Source organism: Chitinophaga sp. CC14 (assembly GCF_048957795.1).
Lineage (GTDB): Bacteria > Bacteroidota > Bacteroidia > Chitinophagales > Chitinophagaceae > Chitinophaga > Chitinophaga ginsengisegetis.
The window spans coordinates 679,570-698,857 of sequence record NZ_JARBFY010000001.1 but is presented as its reverse complement, the minus strand read 5'-3'; the positions used below and the strand labels follow the sequence as shown (position 1 = coordinate 698,857).

24 protein-coding genes are annotated in these 19,288 nt (G+C 46.0%); 16 read left to right on the top strand and 8 right to left on the bottom strand.

The annotated features are described in order from the left end of the window. Positions 1–30: 30 nt before the first annotated feature. Positions 31–684 carry a hypothetical protein gene (locus PV783_RS03000; RefSeq protein WP_420987063.1) on the bottom strand — a complete coding sequence of 218 codons (654 nt, stop codon included), beginning with the start codon at positions 682–684 and terminating at the stop codon, positions 31–33. Between the two features lie 162 nt (positions 685–846). Here PV783_RS03000 and paaA point away from each other — a divergent pair, with 162 nt between their 5' ends. The 5 genes from paaA to nadD all read left to right on the top strand — a co-directional run bounded on the left by paaA (position 847) and on the right by nadD (position 4,191). Beyond that, complete coding sequence (paaA, locus tag PV783_RS02995) at positions 847–1,845, top strand: 1,2-phenylacetyl-CoA epoxidase subunit PaaA (protein ID WP_420987062.1); 999 nt, start codon at positions 847–849, stop codon at positions 1,843–1,845. 66 nt (positions 1,846–1,911) lie between these two features. Beyond that, the gene (locus tag PV783_RS02990; protein WP_079471456.1) at positions 1,912–2,280 is read left to right on the top strand and encodes a 1,2-phenylacetyl-CoA epoxidase subunit B; all 369 of its coding nucleotides are present in this window, start codon (positions 1,912–1,914) and stop codon (positions 2,278–2,280) included. Beyond that, entirely contained in the window at positions 2,277–3,041 is a 765-nt protein-coding gene (paaC, locus tag PV783_RS02985; RefSeq protein WP_200817309.1) for a 1,2-phenylacetyl-CoA epoxidase subunit PaaC, read from the top strand. The genes PV783_RS02990 and paaC overlap by 4 nt, the downstream gene beginning before the upstream one ends. A 3-nt stretch (positions 3,042–3,044) precedes the next feature. Further along, the gene (paaD, locus tag PV783_RS02980; RefSeq protein WP_420987061.1) at positions 3,045–3,539 is read left to right on the top strand and encodes a 1,2-phenylacetyl-CoA epoxidase subunit PaaD; all 495 of its coding nucleotides are present in this window, start codon (positions 3,045–3,047) and stop codon (positions 3,537–3,539) included. Further along, a complete protein-coding gene (nadD, locus tag PV783_RS02975) occupies positions 3,514–4,191 on the top strand; it encodes a nicotinate (nicotinamide) nucleotide adenylyltransferase (RefSeq protein WP_420987060.1) in 678 nt (225 codons plus the stop codon). The genes paaD and nadD overlap by 26 nt, the downstream gene beginning before the upstream one ends. Here the strand turns inward: nadD and PV783_RS02970 are convergent, their stop codons facing one another. Then, positions 4,192–5,268: an AI-2E family transporter gene (locus PV783_RS02970; protein WP_420987059.1), complete on the bottom strand. Its 1,077-nt coding sequence runs from the start codon at positions 5,266–5,268 to the stop codon at positions 4,192–4,194. 218 nt (positions 5,269–5,486) lie between these two features. Here PV783_RS02970 and PV783_RS02965 point away from each other — a divergent pair, with 218 nt between their 5' ends. The 3 genes from PV783_RS02965 to PV783_RS02955 are packed head-to-tail and all read left to right on the top strand — an operon-like array spanning position 5,487 to position 6,544. Then, complete coding sequence (locus PV783_RS02965; protein WP_079471452.1) at positions 5,487–5,681, top strand: YtxH domain-containing protein; 195 nt, start codon at positions 5,487–5,489, stop codon at positions 5,679–5,681. A 24-nt stretch (positions 5,682–5,705) separates the two neighbouring features. Further along, positions 5,706–6,176: a hypothetical protein gene (locus PV783_RS02960; protein ID WP_420987058.1), complete on the top strand. Its 471-nt coding sequence runs from the start codon at positions 5,706–5,708 to the stop codon at positions 6,174–6,176. 20 nt (positions 6,177–6,196) lie between these two features. Then, complete coding sequence (locus PV783_RS02955; protein WP_079471450.1) at positions 6,197–6,544, top strand: hypothetical protein; 348 nt, start codon at positions 6,197–6,199, stop codon at positions 6,542–6,544. Here PV783_RS02955 and PV783_RS02950 read toward each other — a convergent pair. The 3 genes from PV783_RS02950 to PV783_RS02940 all read right to left on the bottom strand — a co-directional run bounded on the left by PV783_RS02950 (position 6,492) and on the right by PV783_RS02940 (position 9,695). Continuing rightward, a complete protein-coding gene (locus PV783_RS02950) occupies positions 6,492–8,192 on the bottom strand; it encodes a TonB family protein (protein ID WP_420987057.1) in 1,701 nt (566 codons plus the stop codon). The two genes, PV783_RS02955 and PV783_RS02950, sit on opposite strands and share 53 nt — an antisense overlap. A gap of 5 nt (positions 8,193–8,197) precedes the next feature. Continuing rightward, positions 8,198–8,560, bottom strand: coding sequence for a BlaI/MecI/CopY family transcriptional regulator (locus tag PV783_RS02945; RefSeq protein WP_420987056.1), 363 nt, complete (start codon positions 8,558–8,560; stop codon positions 8,198–8,200). Positions 8,561–8,669: 109 nt separating this feature from the next. Beyond that, the gene (locus PV783_RS02940) at positions 8,670–9,695 is read right to left on the bottom strand and encodes an SPASM domain-containing protein (RefSeq protein ID WP_079471447.1); all 1,026 of its coding nucleotides are present in this window, start codon (positions 9,693–9,695) and stop codon (positions 8,670–8,672) included. A gap of 132 nt (positions 9,696–9,827) precedes the next feature. Between PV783_RS02940 and PV783_RS02935 the strand changes: the two genes are divergently transcribed. Both PV783_RS02935 and PV783_RS02930 read left to right on the top strand, forming a co-directional pair. Then, entirely contained in the window at positions 9,828–10,577 is a 750-nt protein-coding gene (locus tag PV783_RS02935; protein WP_235015973.1) for a glycoside hydrolase family 25 protein, read from the top strand. 20 nt (positions 10,578–10,597) lie between these two features. Next, positions 10,598–10,867: a hypothetical protein gene (locus tag PV783_RS02930; protein ID WP_079471445.1), complete on the top strand. Its 270-nt coding sequence runs from the start codon at positions 10,598–10,600 to the stop codon at positions 10,865–10,867. Here PV783_RS02930 and PV783_RS02925 read toward each other — a convergent pair whose 3' ends face one another. Next, the gene (locus PV783_RS02925) at positions 10,868–11,413 is read right to left on the bottom strand and encodes a CAP domain-containing protein (protein ID WP_420987055.1); all 546 of its coding nucleotides are present in this window, start codon (positions 11,411–11,413) and stop codon (positions 10,868–10,870) included. Between the two features lie 368 nt (positions 11,414–11,781). Here PV783_RS02925 and PV783_RS02920 point away from each other — a divergent pair, with 368 nt between their 5' ends. Beyond that, positions 11,782–11,967: a hypothetical protein gene (locus tag PV783_RS02920; RefSeq protein ID WP_079471443.1), complete on the top strand. Its 186-nt coding sequence runs from the start codon at positions 11,782–11,784 to the stop codon at positions 11,965–11,967. Positions 11,968–12,082: 115 nt separating this feature from the next. Here the strand turns inward: PV783_RS02920 and PV783_RS02915 are convergent, their stop codons facing one another. Continuing rightward, a complete protein-coding gene (locus tag PV783_RS02915) occupies positions 12,083–12,520 on the bottom strand; it encodes a YybH family protein (RefSeq protein WP_079471442.1) in 438 nt (145 codons plus the stop codon). A 118-nt stretch (positions 12,521–12,638) separates the two neighbouring features. Here PV783_RS02915 and PV783_RS02910 point away from each other — a divergent pair, with 118 nt between their 5' ends. The 4 genes from PV783_RS02910 to rmuC all read left to right on the top strand — a co-directional run bounded on the left by PV783_RS02910 (position 12,639) and on the right by rmuC (position 17,314). Further along, entirely contained in the window at positions 12,639–13,829 is a 1,191-nt protein-coding gene (locus PV783_RS02910; RefSeq protein WP_079471441.1) for a DegT/DnrJ/EryC1/StrS family aminotransferase, read from the top strand. A 71-nt stretch (positions 13,830–13,900) separates the two neighbouring features. Next, positions 13,901–14,626, top strand: coding sequence for a 3-deoxy-manno-octulosonate cytidylyltransferase (gene kdsB / locus PV783_RS02905; protein ID WP_079471440.1), 726 nt, complete (start codon positions 13,901–13,903; stop codon positions 14,624–14,626). Positions 14,627–14,646: 20 nt separating this feature from the next. Next, positions 14,647–15,723 (top strand): iron-containing alcohol dehydrogenase family protein, encoded by a 1,077-nt coding sequence (locus PV783_RS02900; RefSeq protein WP_079471439.1) that lies wholly within the window; start codon positions 14,647–14,649, stop codon positions 15,721–15,723. Between the two features lie 148 nt (positions 15,724–15,871). Further along, positions 15,872–17,314 (top strand): DNA recombination protein RmuC, encoded by a 1,443-nt coding sequence (gene rmuC / locus PV783_RS02895; RefSeq protein WP_079471438.1) that lies wholly within the window; start codon positions 15,872–15,874, stop codon positions 17,312–17,314. Between the two features lie 106 nt (positions 17,315–17,420). Here rmuC and PV783_RS02890 read toward each other — a convergent pair whose 3' ends face one another. Then, positions 17,421–18,614 (bottom strand): MFS transporter, encoded by a 1,194-nt coding sequence (locus tag PV783_RS02890; protein ID WP_420987054.1) that lies wholly within the window; start codon positions 18,612–18,614, stop codon positions 17,421–17,423. A 177-nt stretch (positions 18,615–18,791) separates the two neighbouring features. Here PV783_RS02890 and PV783_RS02885 point away from each other — a divergent pair, with 177 nt between their 5' ends. Beyond that, a complete protein-coding gene (locus PV783_RS02885) occupies positions 18,792–19,262 on the top strand; it encodes a Dps family protein (RefSeq protein WP_079471436.1) in 471 nt (156 codons plus the stop codon). The last annotated feature ends 26 nt before the right edge of the window (positions 19,263–19,288 follow it).

The following is a 19,288-nucleotide window of genomic DNA, read 5'->3' as shown; positions in this document are numbered from 1 at the left end:
ACCGCTATGAATAAACGTTAAAACGGGTTGTTATTGTATGGGTGTAAAGTTAATGCCTTCAATACCCAGTTCTTCCGGAAGCACGCCGTTATTTTTCAGTCCTACATTTACTCTATCCCGCCAGCGGATCTGTTCCACGGCGTTTAGTCCGTGGTGGGTTTCCTGGTCGAAACGGTATTGGAGGCGGTTCATTTCCCGGAAAGACTGAAGGTACTGATATTGTATGATACTATCGTAGTCATCGCGGTTTAACGCGGTTTGCCGGAGCTTCTGTTTAAACCGTTCCACTACCAGGCGGGTAATATCGAAATGAAGCTGTTCATGTGCCAGGGCATAGCTGTTTCTTGCTTCCGGTCTTACCCAGGATGCACTTTTTATAAAGAACACCTGCAGCCGTAATGTGATCCGGAGGGTATCGTTTACCAGGTTACTGTTGCCTTCATAGGCGAAGCTGGTGTAGGAAACTGCAGCGCTGGGACCATTGGGCGATGGTTTTGCCAGAAAATCCTCCCATTGCAGTTTTCTATCGAAGTCATAGTAAATAGTATCGGATCCGGGTGGCGCCGGGGCTTGTTTTTCTTCAAAATTCAGCTGAATGACGGTAAAATGCCGGGTCTCCGGGCACGGTTTTTTATGCCCGTGGGGCAATAACAGAAAGCTCAGTATGGTAGCAGCAGACAGCATTATCGGTTAGAAGTTAATAAAATTAAGGGAATGGCCGGCTATCTGTTTCATGCCGGGAAAATTTGGCGATTCTATAACATTTGAGTACCGGTGTTTTAACAATCTATTCCTGCTGAAACGGTGTTTTTTCCGTAATTTACTACCGACCAAAACAATCGCACTATGTACGGCGGTGGATATATTTTCGATGAACCCAACAGAAATCAGTTGCGGGAAGAACAACAGCATGATGAGCCGGAAAAGCTCGCTGCTTTTGAGGAACGTATTGCCAAAGGGGAAAAGATAGAACCCGGCGACTGGATGCCGGTAGAATACCGGAGGCAGTTAATACGCCTTATTGAACAACATGCTCACTCAGAAATTATCGGCGCGTTACCGGAAGGAACCTGGATTACGAGGGCGCCGGGTTTTAAGCGCAAACTAGCCCTGATCGCCAAAGTACAGGATGAAATAGGCCACGGGCAATTACTCTACAATGCGGCCGAAACACTTGGCAAATCGAGAGAGGCCATGATCAACGACCTGCTCAGCGGCAAATCCAAGTACTCCAACGTATTTAATTATCCCGCTGAAACCTGGGCTGATGTGGCTGTTATCGGATTCCTGATTGATGCCGCAGCGATTGTAAACCAGGTTGCCAATGCCAAAGGATCCTACGGTCCTTACTGCAGGGCGCTGGAACGTATTTGTTACGAAGAAAGTTTCCATCTCAAACAGGGCCATGATGCTTTTATTGAACTGGCAACGGGTACGCCGGCGCAGAAGGAAATGCTGCAGGATGCCCTTAACCGTTGGTGGCAGCCGATCATGCATTTCTTTGGCCCCCCGGATAAAAGTTCCAGTCACAGCGAAAAACTGATGCAGTGGAAAGTAAAAATGGCGAGTAATGATGATATGCGGAATCAATTCCTGGAATCCTATGTGCCCAAGATCTGGGAACTGGGGCTTACCCTGCCGGATCCGGCGTTGCGGAAAAATGCAGAAACCGGCCGCTGGGAATATACAGATCCGGACTGGGATGAGTTTTTCAGGGTGATCAACGGCGGCGGCCCCTGTAATATGGAACGTTTGCAGGTGCGCAAGTGGGCGGAAGAAAAGGGTCGTTGGGTGCGTAAAGCGCTCATGAAACCAATGGAAAAACGGGTATTGCCCGTGGCATAGGATGCGCCGGTAAACCGGCGGTATTGTGTGCATCAAAACTTTATCATTAAAACTATTCAAATATTCATGTCTAACGATTCTTTAGATCCCCGTGTAAACAGGCTGAAACTGGGCCCGGCCGGGGAAGTAGTGAAAGTGGAGGAGGGCGAGAACTGGAATATATACGAGGTGTTTCACCAGGAGAAAAGAGGCGCTCACCATGAGCATGTGGGTTGCGTGCATGCCCCGGATCCTCAGCTGGCGCTGGTATTTGCGAAGGAACAATTTGCCCGGCGGAAAAAATGCGTAAACCTGTGGGTAGTGAAAAGCGCAGACATCCTGGCTTTTGATGTGGAAGATGAAGATATGTTTGCCAACAACATGGAGAAAACCTACCGGGATGCCAGTGGCTTTAAAGTGATGGAGAAGATCAATAAATTCAAACAATCCAAATGATGAACAACGCAGCACTAACAGATCTGATTATAAAAATGGCAGACGATGAGCTGATTCAGGGGCATCGTAATTCTGAGTGGACCGGGTTGGGGCCTGTGATGGAAGAAGATATCGCTTTTTCTTCTATGGCACAGGACAAAATAGGCCATGCGTGGGCGTTGTATCGCATCCTTCATGAAGATCTCGGAGGAAAACATCCGGATACATTTGCCTTTCTGCGGCCGGAGAAAGAATTCAAATCATCACACCTGGTGGAAATGCCTAATGGCGAATATGATTTCAGCCTGATGCGGCATTTTTTATTCGATCTGGCGGAGGCCATCAGGTATGAAAGTTTGCAGGACAGCAGCTATGAGCCTTTCCGGCTGCTGAGTAAAAAAGTAAAGGGTGAGTTGAAATATCATACGCTGCATGCGAATGCCTGGATCATGCAATTGAGCAGGGCCGGAGAAGAGAGCTACGACCGGATGCAGCAGGCGCTGAACCAGACCATTGCGCTGGCAGCAGGAATTTTTGAACCATCACAGCACTATGAAGAAGCGTTGATTGATGATAAAGTGTATCCTGGTGAAAAGGAGTTGTATCATCGCTGGCTGGATCGTATTTACCCGGTGTTGGTGAAGGCTTCCCTGAATCTGCCGGAGATGAGTGCTATTGTGCCGGTGTATGGTGGTCGTCATGGACTTCATACTCCGCACCTGCAGCCGTTGCTGAAAGAAATGAGTGAAGTGTTTAACCTGGATGCGGAGGCCAGTTGGTAAATGATGTCTTCCAAAACAATTACGATCGCCGCAGTATATGCGTCACTGGAACATGTGATGGACCCGGAAATCCCGGTATTAAGCGTGGTGGACCTGGGCATGATCACGGGAGTGGAACTGGGGGAAGCGGCGGTGCATATTAAAATGATCCCCACCTTTGCGGCATGCCCGGCGGTGAGTTATATCCGGCATAATATTAAAACGGTGCTGGAAAGTGAACTTGGTATAGCCGTTAGCGTTGAAGTAGACAAACAGGAACACTGGCATAGTAACCGGATGACACCGGCGGCCAAGGAAAAGCTGAAAGCCTTTGGCATAGCCCCTCCTAAGGTATTGTCCGGCGAGGTAAGCACAGAAATTATGATGGAGGTTCCCTGCCCGCATTGTGGCAGCGAACAAACTTATTTACGTTCTCCTTTTGGCTCTACGTTGTGCCGTGCTATTCATTTTTGCAAGGCCTGCGGCCAGGTGTTTGAGCAATTCAAACCACTGGAATAAGCCTTATTTCCATGTTCCCGCTATAAATACCTATTTTTACACGCATTATGAAGTAGCCATTGGCAATTTATACGATGAAAACATGAGAATAGGCTTGTATTTTGGGTCTTTTAATCCTATACACACGGGGCATTTGATCATTGCCAATTACGTAGCGTACAATACTGATCTTGATAAAGTATGGCTGGTGGTTTCGCCGCATAACCCGCTGAAACCGCAGTCGGCCCTACTGAATGAGCACGACCGCTTTCACCTGGTGGAGCTGGCCATCAGGGACGAGGTGCGGCTGCGCGCCAGTAACATTGAGTTTTCGTTACCCCGGCCTTCCTATACAGTGGACACGCTCACTTATTTACAGGAGAAATTTCCTACGCAGGAATTTGCCATCATTATGGGAAGCGACAGCTTTCAGAATTTACCGCGCTGGAAAAACTATGAGCAGATTGTGAAAAACTATCCGATCTATGTTTACCGCCGGCCGGGACACGAAATAACAGACACCTTTGGCGCCCAGATTGAAATACTGGATGCGCCTATGCTGGACATCTCTGCTACTGATATCCGCAAATGGCTGAAAGAAGGCAAATCTGTGCGTTTTATGGTACCTGATAATGTGATTAATTATATCTCTGAAAATAATTATTACCGCTGATCACCTTGTTCCGGGCGTGTCACGGATATCTGTATCAGGGGAGGATTTTTTCTGGGCGATATCCCTTCTTTTTATCACAAATTCATTCCCATAGATATCCAGCAAAAGGATAAACATGGAGATGAGTAATGGGCCGAAAATAAGACCGATGAAGCCAAAGAGACTAACGCCAATGATTACACCGAATATAGTGATGAGAGGATGTACGTCTGCAATTCGTTTAGCCAGCAGCATCCGCGCGATGTTATCAGAGGTGCCTACTACACCGAATCCATACGCCAGTACAGCAATACCTTGCCAGGTACTGCCGGAAGCCAGTAAATAAACTCCCAGGGGCACATATACCGCGGCGGCGCCTATTACCGGCAGCATTGCTGTGAAACAGGTAATTACAAACCAGAAGAATGGCTGGGGGATTCCAAAAATTAAATAGCCAATCAAAGAAATAATACCCTGTACCACCGCAATGAGGGGGATACCTACGGCATTGGCAATTACCAAAGTGTTGAACTCTTTACCCAGTCTTTCCACATTTTTATCTTTCAGGGGAATATATTCATACAGGGTTTCTTCCATTTTCCGGCCGCTTACCAGCATAAAATACAGCATAAAGTACATGAGGGCAATAGTGGTAAGCGTATTAAAGGTGGCGCCCAGGAATCCGGGTAGAAAACCCGTAATACCTTCCTGTATTTTTTGCAGCCTTTCTGCGGTGAACAGGCTGAATCCCAGGCTGTTTTCCAGTCGGGTATTGGTTTGTTTCAGGCTGTTGATGAGTTCTGTAGAGTGGTTTGCGGCATATGCGGCTTTTGCCCCGAGCATGTTTATCAGCATGCCTATGGGCAGCAGGATTACAAGGAAGGACAGCACCATCAGCAAGGCAGCAGCGAGGCTCATCCTCCACTTGCGTTGTTCTACAAGTTTGAACATCCATTTCCTGCAGATCACATACAGGGTAACGGCCCCGAGAAAGCCGGGAAAAAAGGTAAACATCTCCATAAACAGGAGCACAGCAAGAAAAAGGATCAGGAGTAAAAAGCCAATTTGTTTAAGGCGGTCGTTGTCAAGATAGCTCATAGTACATAATATCGTGTAATTATCTGGAATGTCAAAAAGCAGACCGGCAGCTCTGTGATACTTTTATAAAGCCTAAACAAAATTGCCGAGAGCTTGTTCTTATTTGGCGGAGGTTTAACACAGCTTTTTATTCAATTGCTATTTATGGAATAATGTTTGTTGCACCTCTGTTACCAAAAAAGAAAACCTAATTTATAACATCTTAAAAACCTTTAGTTATGAGTACAAGTTCCAAAGCCGTGGTTTCATTTATTGTAGGTGCAGCCGTAGGCGTTGCGGTAGGGTATTTCCTCAATTCAGATAAAAAAGATGAACTGGTAGAAAAATTAAGAGATCAGTCTGAAAAGCTGAAAGAAAAATGGAGAAAGAAAAAAGATCAATTCCAGGATGAGTTAGAAAATGAGTTGGCATAACCCCATTTGAATAAATTGATTTGCATGGAAGGTAATTTCAGCAACTATTTTTCCCAAACGGGTAAAGTAGCCAGGGAATACCTGGAAACCAGACTGGACCTGATTAAGCTCCAGGCAGCAGGAAAGCTGTCAAAAGCGTTGGGATTGTTTTTTTCGCTTTTGATGGCTTTCCTGCTGTTCTTTTTTGTGATTGTGTTCCTGGGCATGGTAGTAGGCTTCTGGATCGGGGAGATGACCAATAGTTTTACGATTGGTTTCAGCTGTGCCGCGGGATTATTTATTTTGTTATTTCTTGTTATTTTGTTGTTCCGTAAACAGCTGATACAGCGGCCGCTGGCTAAATTGCTGATTACTGAGCTGGTAGATGAAATCACTGAGCAGGATGAGCATTCCAATCATATTCATAATCAGCGGGCGAAGGAATATCCTGAGCAACCTGTGGATCCCGGGTATGTTCCGGATGAAGAAGCCACTGAAAACACCATGAAAGGATAAACAATGATAAATGTTTACACATGAGTAAGAAAATAAACAGCTTCGAATCACTGGAGCTGGAAATTGAACGGTTAAAAATGAAGTCCAGGCGGCTGGAAAATGAGATGGGTAACAGGGTAGATTATTTCAGGGACAACTATAAAAAGATGGCCCTGAATGCTGTTATCCCCGGTAGCGCAAAACATAGCGGTGCCCTGAACGTAGCCATGAACGTGGCTAAGATTGCCTGGGGAAGTGGTAAATTTAAGAATTTTGCTACCGGGGCATTAATGACAGCACTTGAGTTTATAGGAGTTCAGTTGGGCATCAACCTGTTTAACAAGGTGACGAAGGGTCGTCGAAAAAAGAAAGAGCCAGTGGCTGAATAAAGGAAATAGGTTTTGGTAAAAATCCCATCACTATTACATCTGCATTGTCTGCATCGGGTCCTTTGATATATCCTCCTGCGCCGTTATCCAGCATAAATGATATGCGCAGGGAAACGGTAACAGTTTTACCGGAAGGATCCGCGGCAAAAGTGGGAAGCAATCCTGTAACGCGTTTTACCTCATCACCCAATGCTTTATCCGGTGTTTGCAGCACCTCTATATCATTGATAGTTCCGTTGGGTTGAATTTTATATTGTAGCATAACTACACCAGCTGCTTTGCTTTGCTGGCTTGCCCTTGGATAGCGGACGTTTTTTGCAAACGTTTTGCGGTATGCACTTTCCCCGCCGGGAAAACGATTCAAAAAGGTAGAGTCGGTAGTAATCCCCTTAACTGCACCATTGCTTTCAGCCAATGCCAGGTCCAGCAGCTGCTGCGGGCAGCTTTTCACAGGAAAAGCTCCTATACCGCCTTCCTTTGGAAAACAATAGAAGAAATAAGTGCCAAACGGATTTCCCGATGTTTCCTTCATTGACCACCTTTCAGCTGTCAGTTTGAACTCAATATCTGTGATTTCCCCGTTCTCATTACGTTTGAGGGTTGGGATGTGCAGCGTTATTCCTTTTTTCAGCAGCACTTTCTTCATCACGGCAAAATCTTCATCAGTGGTTAAGCGCGTAACCACTCCGTAAAGTTGATCTTTTTCTGTGGCCAGGTATTTACTACCTGCGTCATTTTTCGCGGACGAAGGGGCGGTAGCCGCCAGAAGGCCGGCTGCCAGCGCCAATACCGGCAGCAACAGCAGGTACCGCCAGGTACGTAACCGGGGTGATTGTGTTTTGTTCATCATGAGTATTCTGTTTTTAATGAATGACTTACTAAAATGATTCACGATTGTTACCCGGCTTCCGGCCAGGCCAATCTTCAGTAAACTGTACTGGTAGGCATCCGGCGCATCTGTAGTTTGGATAACGGCTTCATCTGCCAGGAATTCCAGGTTCAGCTGCAGTGCCCTTTTGCAACGCCATGCAAAGGGATTGATCCAGCAAATGCAGCAGTAAAAGGCAGACAGCAGCATATCGGCAGAATGGTATTGCTGTACATGCGCTTCTTCATGTTTGAGAACATGTTGCAGTTCCGTGTGTGCGTGGGCGTTAGGGTCGAAAAAGATGGTTCTCAGGAAAGAGAAGGGCGCCGTTATTCCGGGGAGTTGCACATAGCGTATGTTGTTGCGCGTATACACGTTGCCTGCCCGCACCAGCCGCCTGATTTTTAAGAGCTGCAGCATATGTAGCAACAGTAGCAGGACGACTACCGCTATGTATACGGCAACCAGTATAGTGGTGGCATGTTGTGTCAATGGATCCCACCAGTGGCTTACGACTGCCGAGGTGGTTGTTTGCGTAGATGCGTGCGCGTTATCGCTGAAGTAAACGTTTACCGGGGAGGCGCTTTCTGTTGGCTTTTGCGTCCAGCGTAGTGCCGGAAGCGGAAGCAGTGGTAATGCTGCAGAGAAGACGAAAGCACTCAGCAGAACTATCCTGTTATACCTGTAAAATGTTTCTTTTTTAAAACAGCTGATATACAGGAGATAAAAAAGCGTCATCGCGCAGGATGCTTGCAGAATATATATAAACAGGGTAGGCATACACGTTATTTTTTATCTTTTTCAATCATCTTTACCAGTGTCTTCATTTCTTCCGCACTTATTTTTTCTTCCTTGGCGAAATAGGCCAGCATGTTGAGATAGGAGTTATCAAAGAAAGTATTGAGTACTTTTTTCATAAAAGTATCTTTATAACTTTCCTTTGCAATGGTGGGATAATACTCGAAGGAGCCGCCATATTCATGATGGGAGAGATATCCTTTTTCTTCCAGTCGCTTCATGAGCGTGGCGATGGTGTTGTAATGAGGTTTCGGGTCGGGGAGTTGCTCGATAGCATCCTTTACAAATGCTTTTTCGAGATCCCACATTACCTGCATTAACTCTTCTTCTTTACGGGATAGCTTTTTCATAACACGAATCTATAACTATTTTTGTAGTTTAAAAACTATTTTTGTAGTATTAAACTATAAATGTAGTTAATAGATTGAATGTCAATAAGAAAAAATCAGCGGGAGGGAATTATCCCCAGACTTTGGTGCCTTCGCTGCAATTGGCGCAGATATCTATGTTTTTGCGGGTTTCGAGGATTTCACTACGGAAACGGATATACTCTTTATTATGCCATAGTGCCTTAAAGGATTCTTTCTTCAGATCGCCCAGCCGGTGCTGTGCGTCTTTGTCGAAGCAGCAGGGCACTACGAGCCCGTCCCAGGTAACTACCGGGGAGTGCCACAGGCGCCAGCAATGGTTGCTCAGCTTGTTTTTTATGGCGTAGGTCCCGTCTTCATTGCGGTGGTAGCGCGAGTATTTATCAATGGTAGGGATTAAGCGGTTGCCTTCTTCATAATCATATACCTGTGCTGTTTTAAACCGCACCTGGTCTACGCCAATTTCCTTAGCCAGCCGTTTAATATCTTCTATCTGGTGTTCGTTGGGTTTTACTACGAGGAACTGAAAGAAAACAAAGGGTTTAGATGAATTCAGCTCTTTTTTCCATTTTACGATGTTTTTTGCACCTTGTATCACTTTATCAAGATGACCACCTACACGATACTGCGTATATACGTCCTGGGTAGTACCGTCGATAGAGATGATGAGCCTGTCCAACCCACTTTCCACCGTTTTCTTTGCATTGGCGTCTGTAAGGTAGTGAGCGTTGGTAGAGGTTGCGGTATATATTCCTTTGTCTGCCGCGTATTTCACCATGTCCAGGAAACCGGTATTGAGATAAGGTTCTCCCTGGAAGTAAAAGATCAGGTATAGCAGTTCTTTAGAAATTTCATCGATCGTTTTCCTGAAAAAATCCTGTTCCAGCATACCGGTAGGGCGGGTAAACGCCCGGAGTCCACTGGGACATTCGGGGCAACGGAGATTGCAGGAGGTGGTGGGTTCAAAAGATATAGAAATAGGATAACCCCACTGAACCGGCTTACCGGTCCACTTGCTCATAAAATAGCTTCCAAGTACTTTGCCGGCATTCAAACCGCGGCGCAACGTGAACTTGGAAAACAAATTAAGGGTATCCTTCAGGTTAAAATCGGGCATAAAAAATCACTTGACCATTGTAAAAGTAGCTCCTTTAAACAAATTATAACCTATACTTGCTGTAAAAAATAGGACTGCCGGCAATTATTACAGCATCCTTACCCAATTACCCTGCAACTAACAGAAGCAAAAGTGAAAAGCATCCGGATCCGATTATTATTAATATTACTGGTAGTATTAGCCGCAGTGGCTTATTTATGGTGGCGCGAGCGGGAAAAGCAAGTGAAATTTGTGCGGTATGAAGAATTTGGAATTGACATGCCGGTGAATTATAAGATACACGGTATAGATGTTTCTAAATTCCAGAAAGACATCAACTGGGCAGCAGTAAAGCAAATGCAGGTGGATAAAATTCGTATATCCTTTGCGTTTATAAAGGCAACAGAGGGTATTACACGGCAGGACGCCGCCTTCAAACAAAACTGGGACAGGGCCGGAAAGGCTGGCTTAATCCGGGGCGCTTACCATTTCTTCTACGCTACCCGGGATCCGCTGAAACAGGCTATTAACTTTCACAATGTGGCCGACCTGCAAACCGGCGATCTTCCGCCGGTGCTGGATATAGAAACCAGCAACAACCAGCCTGCGGCGGTAATCCGCAGCACCGCAAAGATCTGGCTGGAAGAAATGGAGAAAGTATACAAAGTAAAACCCATCATCTACACCAATATTCATTTTTACGAAACTTATCTTGGCAGCGAATTTGACCGTTATCCTTTATGGATTGCACATTACTATCAGAAAGAGCGGCCGCGCTCCGACAGGGCCTGGTTGTTCTGGCAGCACAGCGATATCGGCCGGGTAAATGGTATCCGGACCACCGTGGATTTTAATGTATTTAAGGGCGACAGTACAGACCTTGCCAAACTGTGCATACCTTAGTATTGCTGATATAAAAGATTATGGAAGAAGAACAGGAAAAACCGGCGCCGGATCCCAATAAGATGGATTATGAATTGTTTCATTTCCTCATAAAAATTATGCGGACCATCTTTATTGGCTTTTTCTGGTTAATGATCAATGTATTCCTGGGGTTGTACCTGGGATTTGCCGTGCCGGAGGAGTCAACCCCCGGCAGGATGATCTTTTTCTATAGCTGGTTTGGGATTTCCATGGCAGCGTATCTTTATTTTGTATGGCGCATGTGGCGCAAAAAGATGAGCGCTCCCTGATTAGTTAGCAATGGATCTTCTGCCCAATTCCATTGTCCAGTCGTTGCTATAGCGGCCGATGCCAATCTCTGTAAATTTAGCATCCATCATATTATGACAATGTTTCGGGCTGTTTAACCAGCCGAGTATCACGGCCTGTTCATCCAGGCTGCCGGCGGCAATATTTTCCCCGTAGTAGTTCCATTTGTACCCGGCGGCATCCAGACGGGCGCCAGGCGTAGAGCCATTGAGCCCGGTATGATCGAAATATTTATTCAGTACCATGTCTTTGCTATGATCATAGGCTGCTCTTTCCAGCAGGCCGTTCCAGGTAACAGGGCTCACGGCGGGCATCTGTTCTGTACCGCAGTTACAGCCGCGGCTGCGTAATCCGTTTACCAGCAGTAATAAGGCGTTGCGGTCCACTTTATTTTCGGGCACCACCGACGTATCTGCAGGAGGTGTTTTTCCCGGCTCATCCAGGGCCAGATCTGTCTTTTTAGTACAACTGCAATAAATAATAACAGCCATCAGTGCGGTGGCAATACGCATAATTTTCCCGGGCATAACCAGTAATAAGTTATAGTAAATAGATACCGGGTTCTAAACAGGACTTGGATTAAAACTGAAAATCGGCTTTAGGAGGAACTTGATTAAAACTACTCGTGGTTGATCAGAGGTTACGGGTTAAAACTCGTTTGAGGCATCGAAGATATGAGATAATGATCATAGTTTTTGTAAATCTAATGTTAATCATAACTGCAATATTTCCGCACCCGTTATGTTGTTATTCTTTCTCACTGTGCATCAGGGTTTTGTGGAACTGATGCCCCGGACACAGTTCGCTAAGTGCCCAAAACGGCCTGTTTTGCAGGTGGAATAGTGTTTGTGATCCTTCTGTGTATCTCCATATTTTCATCTTCAAAAAAGAACGTATGAAAAAGAAGGAAACAGATCATACCGGTGAATATCATGACAGGAAGAAAAAACCGGTAGATATACTGGATCAGGATAAAGGCACTACTACCCGTAATCCCTTACATGGCGATTTGTCTGATAAACCTGAGAAGGAGAACAAAGCCGTAAGGGATAGTGAAGCCGGTAAAAAATCAAAGCATTGAGCTTTTTACCATATCATATGAAAACTTTCAAACTTTATTTCTAAAGATAAAGAAGTCCAGAACTTCTTTAATGTTGTGGTGTATAGCGGCCATCCTATTCCTGGGATGGTTTTTTTTAGCTGCTATGGTCAGCAATAATTTTCCATTGTCCTTTTATTTTTTGTAAGATGAGGCTGAAGTGGCCCTGTAGGTCTCCTATAGTCCTTTCCAGGTGCCATTTCCCGATTAAGAGGTAGGTATCTGAAGCCAGGGGTTTGAATTCCAGCAGTTTAAAATCCAGTTTACCCATTGCGGCGGCATCCGGATATGTTTTCTTATAGCGGTCCAGCGTGGCCTGCCAGCCATAGGTTACCCCGTTTTTGCCAATAAACAGCAGGGAATCGGAATGCCAGTAGGTAGTCATGAAGCCCTCGATATCCCCCTTATTCCAGGCAGATGTTTGTGTGGCCATGAGTGCAGCAATCTGCTGCTGATCGGCGGGCCGGGCTTTCTGTGCGTGGGTGGGCATTCCGGCTAAAACACCCAACAGGGTAAGGAACAGTATAAAACGCATGGTGAATTTTTAGCAAAAGATAAACAGTTTTTCCGATGTAACGCAATGCCTATTATAGTAACTTTGCAGCACTATTTAAAAAGCACTCATTCAAATTATATTTTAAAATCAACAGTTTATGCCCGGATATGAACTATTTGGAGCCGAGGAAAGGAAAGAAGTAAACGACGTACTGGAAACAGGAATAATGATGCGTTACGGATTCGACGGTCCGCGTAAAGGCATCTGGAAAGCAAAGGAGCTGGAACAGGCTATTTGCGATAAACTGAATGTACAGTACACCCAGCTGGCCTCCAGTGGTACAGCCGCGTTAACCACCGCTATGGCAGCCCTGGGATTGGGCGCCGGCGATGAAATCATTATGCCCACCTTTACTTTTGTGGCCAGCTTTGAATCGGTATTTTCCGTAGGCGCTACACCGGTACTGGTAGATGTGGATGATACCCTTACCCTGGACCCCAAAGCAGTGGAAGCTGCCATCACTCCCCGTACAAAGGCAGTAATGCCGGTGCATATGTGTGGCGCAATGGCGGATCTGGATGCGTTACAGGCCATTTGCAAAAAGCATAACCTGTTCCTGCTGGAAGATGCCTGCCAGAGCTTCGGTGCTTCCTATAAAGGGAAAGCGCTGGGTTCTATCGGTGATGCCGGTACGTTTTCTTTTGATTTCGTAAAAACAATCACCTGCGCAGAAGGCGGCGCCATCATTACCAATAATAAAGACATTTATACTAAATGTGACGGCTATACGGATCATGGTCATGATCATCTCGGGGTAGACCGCGGTGCTGATCTTCATCCGTTTATCGGTTACAATTACCGTATTTCTGAACTGCATGCTGCAGTAGGACTGGCGCAGATCCGCAAACTGGATACCTTCCTGGAAATACAGCGTAAAACCAAGAAAATATTCAAAGACGCACTGGCTGCTGTGCCGGGTGTAACCTTCCGCCGTTTGCCTGATGAAGCCGGCGACAGCGCTACCTTCCTGTCGTTTTTCCTGCCGGAAACAGCCCAGGCAGCCAAAGCGGCTGCTGCGATGAAAGCTGCAGGACTGGCGGCCTTCCATTACTATGATAACAACTGGCACTACATCCGCCAGTGGCAGCATTTTAAGGAAGGAAGTGTATTGACTCCTTTTGCAAAAGAACTGAAACAGGCCATGGAAGTTTACAAAACCAAAGAATTCCCTGCTTCAGATGCTATTATCGGCAGAAACATTTCTACCCCGATCAACCTGGGCTGGAGCGATGAGGAAATCCGCGAAAGAGCAGATAAACTCGTGAAGGCGGTTAAAAGCGCATTATAATTGATCTGGTAAAGGCGTGCGGCAGCAATGTATATTTGTTGTCTGCGTCTTTGCAGTTAAACCAATACTACATGAGAAAAATAGCGTTGATACCTGCCCGTTATGGAGCATCCCGCTTTCCAGGTAAGATGATGGCTAAGCTGGGTGATAAAACGGTGATACTCAGAACCTATGAATCTGCTGTAAACACCGGGGTTTTTGACGATGTAATGGTAGTGACAGACAGTGATCTTATCTATAATGAAATTGTAAATAACGGAGGCAAGGCCGTTATGAGCAAAAAGGAACATGAGTGCGGTACCGATCGTATAGCCGAAGCCGTTGTAGATATGGATGTGGATATTGTGGTGAATGTGCAGGGAGATGAGCCTTTTACACAGAAAGCGCCGCTGGAAAAGCTGTTGAAAGTATTTGAAGGAGAAGAAGGAAAGAAAGTACAGGTGGCTTCGCTGATGCAGGAACTGAAAGACCCGGCATCCATTGAAGATCCTAATTACGTGAAAGTGGCGGTAGATAAGAACTTCAACGCATTATTCTTCTCCCGTTCCGTTATTCCCTATCCACGGAATAAAGATATCAAAAGCATCTACTACGAACATATCGGTATTTACGCTTTCCGCAAACAAACCCTGCTGGATTTCACACAGCTGGCGGTGACTCCGCTGGAGGCCGCCGAAAAGATTGAATGTTTGCGTTACCTGGAGAATGGCATTCCCATGAAAATGGTGGTGACTTCCTATATGGGTGTGGAAATAGATACTCCGGAAGACCTGGAGAAGGCAGCAAAACTTTTATAATACCTAACTAACACGGATATATGAAATTCAGGAATTTTAAAATGGTGGACTACGTAGTTTACGGCAGCGGATGTTTTGATCAGCTGGGTGAAATACTGGCCCCCAGGCGCATAGGTGATGCTCCCATGATATTCTTCGTGGATGAGTACTTCCAGGATAAGAATGAATTTTTGGCCCGTCTTCCGTTGGAAGGGAAGGACAAAATTGTGGTGATTGATGTGACCGATGAGCCTAAAACCAAAACAGTAGATAAGATCCGTGATGAGCTAAAAGCGGAATTCGGCACAGTATCCGGTATCATTGGTATTGGCGGCGGTTCTGTGATGGACATGGCTAAAGCGGTATCCCTGATGATGACCAATCCGGGTTCTTCTGCTGATTACCAGGGATGGGATCTTGTGAAAGTAGCCGGTGTATATAAAGTGGGTATTCCTACTATTTCCGGTACAGGAGCGGAAGTAAGCCGTACCTGTGTGTTAACAGGGCCTACCCGTAAGCTGGGTATGAACTCAGACTTTACGCCGTTTGACCAGATTGTGCTGGACCCCTCGCTGACCAGGACCGTGGAAGCAAACCAGCGCTTTTATACAGCGATGGACTGCTTTATTCACTGTGTGGAATCGCTGGAAGGGACTTACCTGAACGCATTCAGTAAATCATATGGTGAAAAGGCGCAGGAGCTGTGTGAAGAAATTTTCCTGCAAAAGGATCAGTGGGATGATGATGCCGACGAAAAGCTGATGATGGCTTCTTATGCAGGCGGGATGAGCATTGCGTATTCCCAGGTGGGAGTGGCGCATGCCGTGAGTTATGGCCTGGCGTACCTGCTCGGTACCAAGCATGGTATTGGTAACTGTATAGTGTTTGATAAGCTGGAAGAATTTTATCCGGAAGGAGTGATCAAGTTCAAGCAGATGGTGAAAAAGCACAAGATTGATATCCCGCAGGGTATCACCAAAGGCTTAACAGATGAGCAGTTTGAAACGATGATCAATGTGTCGCTGGGTATGGCGCCGTTGTGGGAAAATGCGTTGGGCAAGGACTGGCAGCAGATTATGACCCGCGAAAGACTGCGTAAGCTATACGAGCGTTTATAACTGGGTTAACTATATTGAAAGCAGGAACGGGCGGAACAATTTCCGGTTGTTCCTGCTTTTTTAATGATTTTTGAAGAAGTTTATCTATCCACCGCAACGCAGATTCAGTGCGTAGTAATAAGTTATTTTGCTTTCAGAGGAAATTATCATGATTACACTAATCGTCATTTCGGGAATTGTGATACTGGTGCTCGGCTACCTTTTGTTCGCTGCTAAACAACAACAGCGTGCCCAGGAGGCGGTGCTGACGCAGCAGCAGGGTATTTGGCAGGCCAGCCAGGCGGCCCTGCAGGAAAAGTATAACCTGCTGGAAGCCCGGCAGCAGTACCTGCAGAATATGCTGGATGATAAAGGGGCATTGGTGAAAGAGAAGCAGGAGCAACTGGAACGGATAAACGAAGAGTTTTCGGTGCTGATGTCTGAGCAGGGCCGCATCATGGAACAAAATAAGTATCTCCAGTTGCAGTTGAGCGGTGAGAAGGAGCGGTTGCAGCAGGTGCAGCAGGATTTTAAAATCCAGTTTGAGAATATTGCCCAGCAACTATTACAGCGTATTTCCGGTACATTCATGGAGCAGAACAAGGTGAAAATGGATGATGTACTGAAACCGCTGGCCGAGAAGATCGACAACTTCCGCAGTAGCGTGCAGCAGTCACTGGTGGCGGAAACGGCGCAGCGTACCGAGTTAAAGAATGAGCTGCAGCGGTTGTTACTGCTCAATCAAACGCTGTCCAAAGAAGCGAATAACCTGACGAATGCCCTGAAGGCAGATACGAAGAAGCAGGGAAACTGGGGGGAAATGATCCTGGAGAGGGTATTGGAGGCTTCCGGGCTGGAAAAGGGGGTGCATTATTTTACCCAGGATGCGCAACGTGATGAAACCGGGCAACTGAGAAAACCCGACCTGGTATTGCAGCTGCCGGAAAACCGGCAACTGGTGATTGACTCCAAAGTATCGCTGAAAGCATATGAGCAGTATTGCAGCGCCACCAATGAAGATGAAAAGAAACAGGCACTCAGGATGCATCTGCAGTCGGTGAAAAACCATGTAACCGAATTAAGTGCCAAAGCTTATCATACGTTGTATAAAAACACTACCGACTTTGTGATGTTGTTTATCCCCATTGAGCCGGCTTATGCGCTGGCCATTATGCAGGTGGACGAAGACTTGTATGATTTCGCTTTCCGTAAAAGGATCATACTGGTGAGTGTACCATCTTTACTGGCTACACTTCGTGTGATTGATAATATGTGGCGACTGGATAAACAAAATAAGAACGCGGAAGAAATTGTAAGACAGGGAAGCGCCTTGTATGATAAGTTTGTGGGCTTTGCAGAAGATATGGGCCTGATCGGGGAACACCTGAAACGCAGCCAGAATGTTTACGAAAGCGCCATGAATAAGTTATCCACCGGGAACGGTAATCTTGTGGGCCGTGCGGAAAGAATGCGCAAATTGGGTCTTGACAATAAGAAGGTACTGCCAAAAGATCTGAAAGCAGATCCGGCTGCAGACCTGTCACTGCCTGATGAAGAGCAGATTACTGTAATTCCTGCAAAAGGAATTGCAGACACGGATGTTGTGGAATAGTGCGGAGGAAAAAGCAGGGGCATCAATGATGCCAGAGGGAAGGCGAAACTATGGGACCACCTTTACTATCCACAGCTTTGCCGCGAACATCTTCCGGGACTGCAAATTACAACTGCTGCGGAGCGGCATCAGCTGCCTTCCGGGGTTTATAAATGAAACTGAGATATAAAGTAGCCATTATCGTGATAGCGGCAAATACATAGAACGTAACCGGGAAATTAGTGGCGTGATTATTATAAATGAAAGCCGAAAAGTAAGCTCCCAGGCCGATACCAGCTTCCATGGCAATATACATACTGGCCAGTGCACGCCCACGATGTTCTGGCCGCCCCAGATCAACCGTCCAGGCAGTAACGGCAGGGGAGTTGAGCCCCACAGAAATTCCGTATACCACTGCGGAGGAAAGGAGTAATATGCTATTATGGGCCAGCGCCATCATCAGCATGGAGCCAGCCATCATCAGCGCGGAGATCTTTAAAACAGGTACGCGGCCAAACTGATCTGATACCCTGCCCGCTAATAACCGGATACCGATGGAGCTGGCAGTGAAGAAAGTAAAGAAGAGCCCTTTATTGCTTATTCCCAGGTAAGCGCTGAAATCCGGTATGATAGTGAGAATGGCGCCATAACTGAAATAGGTGAGGAAAGTAATGATCACCGGCGACCATACCAATGGTTCAAAGATCTCACTACCGGAAATCTTCAGCAGGGAAAACCGGAATGGCTGCTTATTGGTAAGGGTTTCTTTCATCCCTATGAGAATAACCACAGACAACAGCGCAAATACAGCAGACAACTGGAACATGATGTTAATATTCCATCGTACCGCTACATATCCGCCAATGGCCGGCCCCATAGCCATACCAATGGTACTGAATAATCCCGCCATCCCCATCGCTTCGCCACGCCGCGTAACCGGCACCATGTCAGACACGTAGGCAGAAGTACCCGTAGGCTTAAACCCCGTAGAAAATCCGTGAAAGAACCGCAGTAACAGAAACGCACCTACAGAACTGATCAACGGATAGATCAGGCTGCACACCACACATACCAGCGACCCGAAAATCATAACAGGCACACGTCCTATGGTGTCTGTCAATTTTCCGCTGAATGGCCTCGACAGCCCAGCCATTAAGGTAAACAGACCAATAATATATCCTTTGTAATCGGCGCCGCCCATCCGGGTAAGATAAGCCGGCAGCTCAGGGATCATCATATTGAAGCTGGCAGAAAAGAGCGCATTACTAAGACAAAGAAGTATAAAATGCAGGGTGTAAATTCTTTCCTTCGACTGATACATGCACACAAAATTAGGAACTATGGTACAATTTTAGCAAAGTAATTGCCACCCGGCGATCTCATGAACAAAAATCAGTAGTGGTCTGTTTATATTAACCGGTTGTTAAATTATGACAATCATCATAGTCCGCTAATCAGGGAAATATTAAATTTATAGTAACCAAAAAAACTCGATGATATGAAAGCAAACATTGGTGTTTCAGCAGAAAACACAAAGAAAATAGCACTAGAACTGAATAAGGTATTGGCTGATGAATTACTGATTTATGCTAAAACACGCAATTCCCATTGGAATATCGAAGGAAGTAATTTCATGGAAATGCATAAGTTCTATGAAGCACAATATGAAGAGCTGCAGGATTTTGGTGATGAGGTAGCAGAATACATCCGTTCACTGGGACACTACGCAGAAGGCCGCTACGCCGATGTATTGAAACTGACCAACCTGCTCGAATCAGAGTATTCCAACGACCAGAAAAAACAACTCAAGGAATTACTGGACGATCATGAAACAATTATCCGTAACCTGCGCAGGCTCATCGACGAATTTGATGAGAAATACAAAGATAAAGGGGCCGCAGATTTTGCCACCCAAATGCTGCAAAAGCACATGAAGCTGGCCTGGATGATCCGCGCATACCTGAGTTAAACAAAGCACTTAAAATAACTGACGTG